Raw genomic sequence first — 12,020 nt, 5'->3', positions numbered from 1 at the left:
CTCATGCCCGCTCGCCCTTGTCCACGGTCAGGCCGCCCGTGGCCACCCCGGTTGCCTCGATGTGCCGGTCCACCTCGGCCCCGAGGCTGCGCAGGATGTCCAGCACCAGCCCGATCACGACCAGGTACACGCCGATGTCGAAGAAGAGCGACGTGACCAGGTGGGCGTCGCCGATCAGCGGCAGGGACCGGTCGACCTTGGCGCTCTCCAACACCGATCCACCGACCAGCAGCGCCACCAGGCCGCTGCCCACCGACACGGCCAGCCCGGCACCGAGGATCGCACCGGCGCCGATCGGAGCCGCCTCGGTCAACTCGTAGCGGCCGCCGGCCAGGTAGCGGACCACCAGGGCGAGACCCGCGACCAGACCGCCGGCGAAACCGCCACCCGGCGCGTTGTGGCCGGAGAAGAGCAGGAACAGGGAGAACAGCACCACGGTGTGGAAGATCAGCCGGATGACCACCTCCAACACGATCGAGCGCCGCTCCTCGTAGAGGGTGGGTCCGCCGCGCAGCCACACCGGCCGGCCGGGTCGGTTCGCCTGCGCGTCCGACTCCGGCCGGCGCGGTCGCGGCCCGGTGCGGGACCGCTCGAAGATCAGGCTGGCCACCCCGGTCGCGGCCACCACCAGCACCGCCAGTTCGCCCATGGTGTCCCAGGCCCGAATGTCGACCAGGGTCACGTTGACCACGTTGCGCCCGTACCCCTGCGCCACCGCCAGATCCGGGAAGGCGGCGGAGATGTCCGGTGCCCGACGGGCGCCGGCGGCCGTGAGGGCCAGCCCGGCGGCCACCAGACCCACCGCCACCCCGAGTGCCCGGCGGGTCCACCGGCTGCGGCGCAGCGGGCGGGCCGAGAACCGCTCCGGCAGGCGACGCAGCACCAGCACGAAGACCGCGATCGTCGCGGTCTCCACCAGGAACTGGGTGAGCGCCAGGTCCGGCGCTCCATACAGGACGAACAGCATCGCGGTGCCGTAGCCGGTCATCCCCACCAGCAGCATCGCGGTCAGGCGACGGCGGGCACCGACCGCCAGCACCGCGGCCACCGCGATGACCAGCACGACCACCGGTTGCAGCAGGCTGTCCCAGAGCGGGATCCGAGCCCGCCAGGGGCTGGCGGAGAGCATCGCCCCGCCGGGCACCAGCACCAGGGTCACCAGGATGACGCCGAGATACTGCGGCAGGGAGCCGCGCTGGGTCGCACCGGTGACCTCGATGGCCAGCCGGTCGAACCGGCCCACGATCCACTCGTACCCCTGGTTGCCGCCCACCGGCGCACGGAGCCGGGCCAGCACCGGGGCGAGCGGCCCGCGCACGGCGAAGAGCAGGCCGCCTCCGGCGAGCGCCAGCACGGACAGGCCGAGCGCCGGGGTCGGTCCGGACCAGAGCGCCAGATGCGCGTCGACCCCGCCGAGCAGATCGGCGTACGGGCGCAGCAGGCCGTCCAGCACACTCGCGGCCGGGCCGACGAGCAGACCGATTCCGGCGAGCACTGCCGGCGGGACCAGCAGCGACGCGGCGATCGGGCCCGGCTGGGGCGGTGCCACACCCGGCCGGTGGGCGAACGCGCCCCAGAGGAAGCGGGCGCTGTACGCGACGGTGAGCACCGTCCCGGCGACCAGCCCGGTCAGGAGCACCGGTTGGTCAATGAACGCCCCGAACACCGCCTCCTTCGCGACGAAGCCGACCAACGGTGGCACCCCGGCCATCGACGCCGCGGCGAGCACCGCGACCACGAACAGGGGCCGGGACCAGTGCCGCAGCCCGGATAGCTCACGCAGGTCACGGGTGCCGGCGCCGTGATCGATGATGCCGACGACCAGGAACAGCGCCGCCTTGAAGAGGGCGTGCGCCAGCAGCATCGCGGTGCCGGCCAGGGCGGCGTCCGGGGTGCCCGACCCGGTCACCGCGACCAGCAGGCCGAGCTGACTGACCGTCCCGTACGCCAGCAGCAGCTTCAGGTCGGTCTGCCGCAGCGCGGCCCAGCCCCCGAGCAGCATGGTGGCCACGCCGGCGATCTGCACCACCGGCCGCCACGGGCCGACCATGGCGAGCACCGGCGCGAGCAACCCGACCAGATAGACGCCGGCCTTGACCATCGCGGCGGCGTGCAGGTATGCGCTGACCGGCGTGGGTGCCGCCATCGCGACCGGCAGCCAGGCGCTGAACGGCAGCACCGCCGACTTGGACAGCGCGCCGGCCAGGATCAGCAGCACGGCGACCATCAGGTATCCGCCGCCGGACAGCGGTTGGGCGGCGATCTCCGACCAGCGGTAGGTGCCCGCGTGCTCGCCCAGCAGGATGAACCCGACCAGCATGGCGAGCCCGCCCAGCGTGGTGACGGTCAACGCCTGCGCCGCCGCCCACCGACTGGAACGCCGCTCGGTGCTGTGCCCGATCAGCAGGTACGAGAAGATCGTGGTCAACTCCCAGCCGACGTAGAGCAGCAGCAGATCGTCCGCGAAGACCAGGACGAGCATCGCGCCGGCGAAGGCGACCAGGACCGCGGCGAACTGCGCCAGCCCGCTCGAACCCGCGCTGAAGTAGCGGGCGCTGTAGACCAGCACCAGCGCGCCGATTCCGCCGATCAGCAGGGTCATCAGCCAGGACAGGGTGGTGAGCCGTAATGCGATGTCAAGGCCCAACTGCTGGATCCACGGGTACGTCTCGACCACCGCCCCGCCGTCATCGACGGCCGGCGTGTGGGCCACCGCCCAGCAGAACGCGGCGGCCGGCGCCAGCGCCAACGGGTAGCACGCGCGTGGACCCCACCATCGGACGAGCAGAGGCGCAGCAAGGGCCGCCACGAGATGGAGGACGAGCAGTACCAGCACCTGCGCTCCCGATCGAGGTGGCCGACGCCCGGGCAGCGGTGGCGCCTAGCAGCGATCAGACGCCAGTTCGTTGCCCCCCGGGGGGTTTTGCCGGAATTCGCCCTCGGCTGGGCCGGGAGTGGGGGCGCAGCAACGCGGGGGCCCGCGGGGGGTCAGTGCAGCAGGGCGTCGCTGATGGGCAGCGCGTCGTCGCGGGCGGGGCGGTCGCGCGCCAGCTCGGCCAGCAGGTCGACGCGGCCCAGTTGGCGCGCGACCCTGTCGACCACCCGCTCCGCGGCGGCCAGCGACCGCACCGCGAGCAATCGGCCGCGGCTCTCGCGGCGCAGGACGAAGTAATGGACGGCGACGCGGACCTGGCCCCGATCGGCGGCGCTGGCCTGGGCGGTGCACAGGACCAGCTCCCGCAGGCAGCGGGCGAGACGTTCGGCGAGCTCCAGCTCGGGGCCGTGCAGACCACTGCGGAGCGCGGCAAGGTGGCTGTCGACCTTGCGAATCAGCACGTCGGTGCCCGGTTCGACGTTGCGCTGCTCGCCGGCCATCGAATCCCCTCACCCCGATTCGCGTTGGGAGTGAAGTTACTTTATGTTGCTCCTTGGAAGCAAGCAGTTAAGTGAGACTTAACGCATCAAGCGCGCTTTTAGCGCTTTTTGCTTTGGTCCGGCACATTCCCCTGTGGGTCGGTCGTGGATGTCGTACCGGCGGGGCACGATGGACCGGTGACCGGGGCAGACGCAGACGCCGGCGCGGTGCTGTCCGGTTTCGGCCCGGCCACCCGTGCCTGGTTCGAGGCCGCCTTCGCCGCGCCCACCGCCGCACAGACCGGCGCCTGGCGGTCGGTCGCCGCCGGCCGCAACGCGCTGGTGGTGGCACCCACCGGCTCCGGCAAGACGCTCGCGGCCTTTCTCTGGTCACTGGACCGGCTGGCCCGCGAGCCCGCACCGGCCGAGGCTCGCCAACGATGCCGCGTGCTCTATGTCAGCCCACTCAAGGCCCTCGCCGTCGACGTGGAGCGCAACCTGCGCGCCCCGCTGGCCGGCATCCGGCAGGCCGCGACCCGGCTGGGCGTCGCACCACCCGACATCACCGTCGGCATGCGCACCGGCGACACGCCAGCCGACGAGCGACGAGCCTTCGCCCGCACCCCACCGGACATCCTCATCACCACGCCCGAGTCGCTGTTCCTGCTGCTCACGTCCGCGGCCCGCGATTCACTGCGCGGCATCCAGACGGTGATTGTCGACGAGGTGCACGCGGTCGCCGGCAGCAAACGGGGCGCTCACCTCGCCCTCTCCCTCGAACGCCTCGACGAGCTGCTGCCCGCCCCGGCGCAGCGCATCGGCCTCTCCGCCACCGTGCGGCCGATCGACGCCTGCGCGCAGTTCCTCGGCGGCGCCCGCCCGGTCGACGTCGTGCAGCCGGCCAGCACGAAGACCATCGAGGTCAGCGTGCAGGTCCCGGTGGAAGACATGACCCGCCTGGACGAGCAGGAGCAGCCACCGGAGGACGACCTCGGTGGCCCCGGGCCGCGTCGCGCCTCGATCTGGCCGGCCGTGGAGGAGCGGGTCTTCACCCTCATCGGGCAGCACCGCTCGACCATCGTCTTCACCAATTCCCGACGCAGTGCCGAGCGTCTCTGCGCCCGACTCAACGAGTTGGCCGCCGAAGAGGTGACCTCCGCCTCGACCGAGGGCGCCCTCGGCGTACCGCAGGGGTTGTCGGGCGGCGACGACCCGGCCGGCGACGGCGGCCCCGCGTCCGACGCGCAGCGGTGGGGTGGCCCCGCCGGTCCGGCACGCAACCGGCCCCCGGCCGAGGTGATGGCCCAGTCCGGCGCGGCCACCGGCGCGACGCCGGTGATAGCCCGCGCCCACCACGGCAGCGTCTCCCGGGAGGAGCGCAAGCACATCGAGGAGGCCCTCAAGTCCGGTCAGCTCCCGGCGGTGGTGGCCACCTCCAGCCTGGAGCTGGGCATCGACATGGGCGCGGTCGACCTGGTGGTGCAGATCGAGGCGCCGCCGAGCGTGGCCGCCGGGCTGCAACGGGTCGGCCGGGCCGGGCACCAGGTGGGCGCCGTCTCCCGTGGGGTCGTCTTTCCCAAGCACCGCGGCGACCTGCTCTCCTGCGCGGTGGTCGCCGAGCGGATGACCGACGGCGCGATCGAGGAGCTGCACTACCCGCGCAACCCACTGGACGTGCTGGCCCAGCAGATCGTCGCGATGGTGGCGTTGGAGCCGTGGCCACTCGGCGATCTGGCCGTGCTGATCCGCCGGGCCGCGCCCTTCGCCGAGCTGCCCGACTCGGCGCTGCACGCCGTGTTGGACATGCTCTCGGGCCGCTACCCGTCCACCGCCTTCGCCGAGCTACGCCCCCGCCTGGTCTGGGACCGGGCCACCGACCTGCTCACCGGCCGTCCCGGCGCACAGCGACTCGCCGTGACCAGCGGCGGCACCATCCCCGACCGTGGGCTGTTCGGGGTCTTCCTGGCCGGTGCCGAACGGGCCGCCCGGGTCGGCGAGCTGGACGAGGAGATGGTCTACGAGTCCCGGGTCGGCGATGTCTTCCTGCTCGGCTCCTCGTCCTGGCGCATCGAGGAGATCACCCCCGACCGGGTGCTGGTCTCGCCCGCACCCGGGCAGGCCGCGCGAATGCCGTTCTGGAAGGGCGACCAGCTGGGCCGGCCGGTGGAGCTGGGCCGCGCCATCGGTGCGCGGGTGCGCACCCTGCTCCGGCAGAGCGACGAAGCGGCGCTGGCCGCGCTGCACGACGGTGGGCTGGACGACTGGGCCGCCAGCAACCTGATGGCATACCTGCGCGAGCAGCGGGAGGCCACCCGCTCGCTGCCTGACGACCGCACGATCGTGGTCGAGCGGTTCCGCGACGAGCTGGGCGACTGGAGGCTCGCCGTGCACAGCGTCCTCGGTGCGCGGGTCAACGGGCCGTGGGCCCTCGCGGTGGGCCGCCGGCTGGCCGAACGGTACGGGGTGGACGCCCAGGTGATGCCCTCCGACGACGGCATCGTGGTGCGACTTCCCGACACCGCCGACGAGCCGCCCGGTGCCGACGTGGTGGTCTTCGAGCCTGACGAGATCACTCAGCTCGTGGAGGAGTCGGTCGGCACCTCCGCCCTCTTCGCCGCGCGCTTCCGGGAGTGCGCCGCCCGGTCACTGCTGCTGCCCCGCCGCGACCCGCGTCGCCGCCAACCGCTCTGGCAGCAGCGGCAACGGGCCGCGCAACTGCTCGACGTCGCCCGCGAGTACGCGGACTTCCCGGTCACCCTGGAAGCCGCCCGGGAGTGCCTCCAGGACGTCTTCGACCAGCCGGCGCTGGCCGGGCTCATGCGCGACCTGGCCACCCGCAAGGTGCGGCTGGTCGAGGTGGAGACGAGCGCGCCGTCGCCGTTCGCCCGATCGCTGCTCTTCGGCTACGTCGGCGCGTTCCTCTACGAGGGCGACGCCCCGCTCGCGGAGCGGCGCGCCGCCGCGCTTGCCCTGGATTCCACCCTCCTCGGTGAGCTGCTCGGCCGGGTCGACCTGCGCGAGTTGCTCGACCCCGCCGTGCTCACCGAGACCGATCGGCAGCTGCGCTGGCTGACCGAGCAACGCCGCCCCCGCGACGCCGAAGACGTCGTCGAGCTGCTGCGAGTGCTCGGTGACCTGAGCGACGCCGAGTTGACCGAGCGGGGTGTGCCCGAGTCCTGGCTGACCGAGCTGGAGGCGACCCGCCGGGTGCTGCGGGTCCGCATCGCCAGCGAGCAGCGCTGGGTGGGCGTCGAGGACGCCGCCCGGCTGCGCGACGCCCTCGGTGTCGCGCTGCCGGTCGGTGTGGCCGAGGCGTACCTCGCCCCGGTGGCCGATCCGCTCGGTGACCTGGTGGCCCGCTACGCCCGCACCCACGGGCCGTTCGCCGCAGCCAGTTGCGCGGCCCGCTTCGGGTTGGGTGTGTTCGTCGTCGAGCAGGCGCTGCGCCGGCTCGGCGCCACCGGGCGGGTGGTCTCCGGGGAGTTCACCCCGGACTCGGCCGGCGCCCAGTGGTGCGACGCCGAGGTGCTGCGAATGCTGCGCCGCCGCTCGCTCGCGGCGCTGCGCCGGGAGATCGAGCCGGTGCCGCCCCGGGCGCTGGCCACGTTCCTGCCCCGCTGGCAGCAGGTCGGCTCGTCCGCCCGGGGCGTGGAGGCGCTCGCCGCGACGGTGGAGCAGTTGCAGGGCGCGGCGGTGCCGGCGTCCGCACTGGAGCGGTTGGTGCTGCCCGGTCGGGTCGCGGACTACTCCCCCGCCCAACTCGACGAGCTGTGCGCCAGCGGGGAGGTGCTCTGGGCTGGGTCGGGGGCGATCTCCGGGGGCGACGGCTGGGTCACCCTGGCGTACGCGGATTCCGCACCGCTGCTGCTCCCGCCGCCCGACGAGGCGTTGACCCGCACCCCGCTGCACGACGCGGTGCTCGACGCGCTCGGCGACGGGCAGGCGCTGTTCTTCCGGCCGCTGGCCGACCGGGTCGGCTCGACCGACGACGCGGCGCTGACCGGGGTGATCTGGGACCTGGTCTGGGCTGGGCATCTCACCAACGACACGCTCGCCCCGTTGCGCGCGGTGCTCGGCGCCGGGGGCGCACACCGCTCGCGGCCGACCGCGCCGCGCACCCGTTACCGGCGACCCGGTCGGGTGGCGCTGCCCAGCCGGGGTGGTCCGCCGACCGTCGCCGGTCGCTGGTCACGCCTACCCGAGCGCGATGTCGACCCGACCCGACGCGCCGCCGCCCTCGCCGACGTGCTGCTGGAGCGGCACGGGGTGGTCACGCGCGGTGCGGTGATGGCCGAGCAGGTCGTCGGCGGGTTCTCGGCGGTCTACCCGGTGCTGTCGGCACTGGAGGAGCGCGGCGCTGCCCGTCGGGGTTACTTCGTCGAAGGGCTGGGTGCGGCGCAGTTCGCGGTGCCCGGCGCGGTGGACCGGCTGCGCGCACTGGCCGAGCCGGCCGACGGTGCCCGGGGCCGTGGCACGCCGGCCACCGTGCTCGCCGCCACCGACCCGGCCAATCCGTACGGCGCGGCGCTGCCCTGGCCGGAGCGCGTCGTCGACTCCGGCGACGGGGCCACCCCGGCGACCGGACACCGGGCCGGCCGCAAGGCGGGCGCGCTGGTGGTGCAGGTCGGCGGCGAGCTGGTCCTCTACGTGGAACGCGGCGGCCGGACACTGCTGTCTTTCAGCGACGACACCGACGCGCTCGCCGCAGCCGGCAAGGCGCTCGCCGACGCGGTCCACTCCGGGGCCCTGGGTGCGTTGTCGGTGGAGCGGGCCGACGGCGAGGCCGTGCACTCCTCGCCGCTGCGCGACGCGCTGACCGCCGCCGGTTTCCGGGCCACCCCACGCGGCCTGCGCCTGCGCGGCTGACCCAGCCCCGCGCCATGGCTGCCGGCGACGGGCCGGCTGACCTCGCACCGGCTGGCATCGGGCCAGCTGGCATCGGGCCGGGTGGTGACGCGCCGGGTGGTGACGCGCCGGCCGACCTCGCGCCGGCTGAGGTCCCTTTCGCGCGTGGCCGGAGCGGCACCCGTCACTGCGAGACATCGGTCGGCGCCCGAGCGCAATCTGGACGAGCCACCACGCGACCCATCGCACCCGAGAGAGCGGTATACCTGTGAGTCATATTTATGACACACCGGTATACCACTCACCAGACATCGCTGCCCAGATCGCCGAGGGGACAAGTTGGCGGTCAGCGAAGGGCGTTGAGCACCCGCTCATAACGAGCGCGCTCGGCGGCCGGGGTCTTCGCCTCGAGATAGTTGAGGACCACCGCGCCACGCCGGTACGACTGACCGCCCCAGGTCTCCGCGATGTCGCCGGCGCTGATCTCGTCCGGAAACACGTACACGGTGACGGTGTCGGTGGCGATCACCTCGGAGCAGCCCAGGCCGAGCCCGTCCGGTCCGCAGTCGACCGAGCGGTCCTTCGCATGTGGCACCTTCAGGCCGGCCGCCTTGAACGCGTCGACGACCTGCTTCGCCCCAGGTGCCCCGGCCGGGCGTTGGGGCAGCACCACCGGCGGTGGGGTGGCCCGCCGTCGCTGCGTCGGACCCTGCGCCTCGGCGGGTGGAGCCGGCGTGGCCGGCGCGGGAGGCGACGCCGGCGGAGAGGCCGCGCCGCCCGCGGTGGGCGGAATAGCCGGGGGTGTCGCGCTCGGGGAACCGGAGGCGGCCGGAGCCGACACGGACGGACCGGATGGGGCCGCGGTCGGTTGGTCGGCGTCACCGCTGCCGCAGCCGGCAGCGAGCGCGACGGCGACCAGCAGGGCTCCGACGGCGGGCAGGCTCCGAACTGTCACCCTGGCAGTCTGCCCAACGGCGTCCGGCGGCGGGAAGGGCTGGCCGGTGGCCCTGCTGTCCCATATCCGCCTCTCGCCGGTCGACCCGCTCCCGGCGGCGCTGCGCGTCGGTCCGCCGGATTCGACGCCGGCCGGGCCGGCCGTACGGAACGGACGCTCGGCGGCGCCCCGGCCGATGACCGGGGACCTCCTGCGGGTATCCGGCTGATATTCGACTATGGAATGCTGCCCCGGTGGGTGAACAAGTGGTTCCCGTGGGTTGTCCCTGCTGTGCATCCCGGACCGGCGGGGGGACCTGCCCGGTCTGTTTCTGGACCGATGACGGCCAGACCGACGCCGACGCGGACGCGGTCCGAGGCGGCCCCAACGGCGACCTGAGCCTCTCGCACGCCCGACTCAACTACGCCGTCTACGGTGCCAGCCACCCGCGCTACCAGGACATGGTGCGCCCGGCTCGCCCCGACGAGCGCCCCTGATCGGCGCCCGCCGGGCAAGCGTGGCTCAGCAGACGGGCACAGTGCCGCCGTACACACCCGAGATGTACGCGTGGCTGATGTACTGCCCGGTGGCCAGGCGGTTCCAGCGGGTGGTCGTGCGGTAGGGACCAGCCACCGACTGGCCGATGACGTAGCACTGGATCGGCACGTGGGCCAACCGGGCGGCGAGGCCACGAATCGCGTACGACGTGCTGGCCCCGGCGCGGATGTTGAGCGGCCCGTCACCGACCACGCCGCGCGGCCCGCCCCCGGTCCACAGGTAGGCGACGTCCACCCAGGCGTTCGTGGTCAACTGCAGGCCGTCCCAGAAGGTGCCGTCGGCCAGGTCGATGCCCGCCGGGTTGAGCACGGTACGCCCGAACTGGTCGCGCCCGCCGTTGTAGCCCGACTGGTACGCGGCCTGCGCCTCGGGCCGGCCCTGCGGCAGGTCCTTCCAGTTCTCTCGGACCGAGGAGAGGTTCCAGTAGTCGTCGCGGGTGTTCCACGGCCCGACATCCCAGACCGGGGCGTACTCGCAGCGGGAGCCGCTGGTCGTGCAGACCCGCACGGTGTAGTCGCCGGTGTTGAGTGGGGACAGGCCGCGCCGCGACGGTAGCGCCGCGAAGTGGTCCCGGGGTTGGACGGTTCGACCGTTGGCGGTCAGTTCGCCGACCAAGCCGATGCGGGTGGCGTACACCCGGTAGGTGCGGCCGGGCGTGGCGGCGGAGACGGCGGCGGCCGCGTCGGCGGTGAGTTGCACACCGCGTACCGTCGCGGTGGCGCCGCCGTTGGACGCGGTCAGCACCACCCTGGCCTGCACCTGGGTGACTGGCCGGTCGAAGACCGCGCCGGCGGTGGCAGCCCGCCACTCCGTCCAGCCGGCGGTCCGCCACCCGCGGACCTGCGCTTCCACGGTGGCACCCGCGGGGACCGAGGCGGTGATCTCGGCACGGACGCGGGTGGCCGGCCGGGCCAGGGTGCGGGACGTGCTCAGGAGCATCCCCTCGGCGACCGCGCTGCGTGGGCTGCGCGCGTTGCGCCCGGTGGGCTTGGCCGCCCGCAGTCGCAGCCCGGTGGCGGTGCGCCGGACGTTGACGTCGTCGCGGTCGACGACGGACAGGTCGACGTTCCACCGTTCGACGCCCGGGGCTGCGGCGAGAGTGCCCGGGGCTGCGGCAGCGGCGAGAGCGATCGGGCCGCCGGCAGCGGCGAGAGTGCTCGGGGCACCGGCGGCGGGCAGGAGTGCCGCGGTGAGGACGAGGGAGAGAGTGCCGACGAGGGCGACGGATGAGAAACGACAACGAGGTCGGGTCATGGATATTCTCCTCAGAACCCCCTGACCCTCGCATGTCGGGAGATCAGGAGGAACCTGTGTACAAATAGCGACACATGCGAATCCCGCTCGAAAGAGGGAGGATGGCAGGGTGCCCGAAGGCGACACCGTCTGGAACACCGCGCGTGTGCTGCACCGCGCGCTGGCCGGCGCGCGAATCACCAGCAGCGACTTCCGGGTGCCACAGCTGGCGACCACGGATCTCACCGGCTGGACCGTCCGTGAGTCGGCCAGCCGGGGCAAGCACCTGCTGCTGCGCCTCGACGCCCCGGACAACGCGCCCTGGACCCTGCACTCGCACCTGCGGATGGACGGGGCCTGGCGGGCGTACGCCCCGGGGGAACGCTGGACCGGTCGGCCCGCCCACCTGATCCGGGTGGTGCTGCGCAGCCCCGGCGCTGTCGCCGTCGGCTATCACCTGCACGAGGTGACTCTGGTGCCGACCGCGGAGGAGAACCAGCTGGTCGGGCACCTCGGCCCCGACCTGCTCGGCGCGGACTGGGACCCGGCCGAGGCGGTCCGCCGACTCGCCGACCACCCGGAGCAGACCATCGGTGCGGCGCTGCTCGACCAACGCAACCTGGCCGGGGTGGGCAACCTCTACAAGTGCGAGGTGCTGTTCCTGCGCGGTGTGTCGCCGTGGGCCCCGGTCGGCGCGGTGCCCGACCTGCCCGGCCTGGTGGCCCTCGCGCAGCGGCTGCTCGCCGCCAACCGCGGTCGGTGGACGCAGAGCAGCACCGGCTCACTGCACCGGGGGCAGACCACCTACGTGTACGGTCGCCGCGCCCAGCCCTGCCGCCGCTGCGGCTCCGCCATCCGCAAGGAAGAGCTGGGCGAAAGGGTCACCTACTGGTGCCCGGTCTGCCAGCCCGAGCAACCGGGCTCGTCGACAACCGGCTGAGCAGGGAGCCCATCGCCCGGCGCCATCCCAGAAACGGACGATTGGGTAATTCCTAACTGGCCGTCGGAGTCGCATGCTGCGATTGAGTGCTCACCGATCGTCAGCAGAGCGCCGAGGTCCACCACGCCGGGGTGGCGGACCTCGCGCCCCGACCCG

Annotated in this window: 7 protein-coding genes; 3 read left to right on the top strand and 4 right to left on the bottom strand. The window is 73.4% G+C overall.

Annotation, left to right across the window (positions count from 1 at the left end; all coding sequences use genetic code 11):
- Position 1: 1 nt before the first annotated feature.
- Both JOD64_RS21595 and JOD64_RS21590 read right to left on the bottom strand, forming a co-directional pair.
- Positions 2 to 2,836: a Na+/H+ antiporter subunit A gene (locus JOD64_RS21595; protein ID WP_204943868.1), complete on the bottom strand. Its 2,835-nt coding sequence runs from the start codon at positions 2,834 to 2,836 to the stop codon at positions 2 to 4.
- Positions 2,837 to 2,988: 152 nt separating this feature from the next.
- Positions 2,989 to 3,375, bottom strand: a complete 387-nt coding sequence (locus JOD64_RS21590; protein WP_204943867.1) for a hypothetical protein — start codon at positions 3,373 to 3,375, stop codon at positions 2,989 to 2,991.
- 177 nt (positions 3,376 to 3,552) lie between these two features.
- On the opposite strand from JOD64_RS21590, the gene JOD64_RS21585 reads away from it, so the two are divergent.
- Entirely contained in the window at positions 3,553 to 8,220 is a 4,668-nt protein-coding gene (locus tag JOD64_RS21585) for an ATP-dependent helicase (RefSeq protein ID WP_204943866.1), read from the top strand.
- 325 nt (positions 8,221 to 8,545) lie between these two features.
- Here the strand turns inward: JOD64_RS21585 and JOD64_RS21580 are convergent, their stop codons facing one another.
- Complete coding sequence (locus JOD64_RS21580; RefSeq protein ID WP_204943865.1) at positions 8,546 to 9,154, bottom strand: hypothetical protein; 609 nt, start codon at positions 9,152 to 9,154, stop codon at positions 8,546 to 8,548.
- A gap of 233 nt (positions 9,155 to 9,387) precedes the next feature.
- On the opposite strand from JOD64_RS21580, the gene JOD64_RS33140 reads away from it, so the two are divergent.
- Positions 9,388 to 9,630, top strand: a complete 243-nt coding sequence (locus JOD64_RS33140; RefSeq protein ID WP_110566168.1) for a CPCC family cysteine-rich protein — start codon at positions 9,388 to 9,390, stop codon at positions 9,628 to 9,630.
- Positions 9,631 to 9,655: 25 nt separating this feature from the next.
- Here JOD64_RS33140 and JOD64_RS21570 read toward each other — a convergent pair whose 3' ends face one another.
- On the bottom strand, positions 9,656 to 10,945 hold the full coding sequence (locus tag JOD64_RS21570) for a DUF8814 domain-containing protein (RefSeq protein WP_204943864.1): 1,290 nt from the start codon (positions 10,943 to 10,945) through the stop codon (positions 9,656 to 9,658).
- Positions 10,946 to 11,054: 109 nt separating this feature from the next.
- On the opposite strand from JOD64_RS21570, the gene JOD64_RS21565 reads away from it, so the two are divergent.
- Positions 11,055 to 11,864 carry a DNA-formamidopyrimidine glycosylase family protein gene (locus JOD64_RS21565; protein ID WP_204943863.1) on the top strand — a complete coding sequence of 270 codons (810 nt, stop codon included), beginning with the start codon at positions 11,055 to 11,057 and terminating at the stop codon, positions 11,862 to 11,864.
- Positions 11,865 to 12,020 lie beyond the last annotated feature (156 nt).

The organism is Micromonospora luteifusca (genome assembly GCF_016907275.1).
In the GTDB taxonomy this organism is placed as follows: domain Bacteria; phylum Actinomycetota; class Actinomycetes; order Mycobacteriales; family Micromonosporaceae; genus Micromonospora; species Micromonospora luteifusca.
This window is presented reverse-complemented; position numbering and strand designations above follow the sequence as displayed.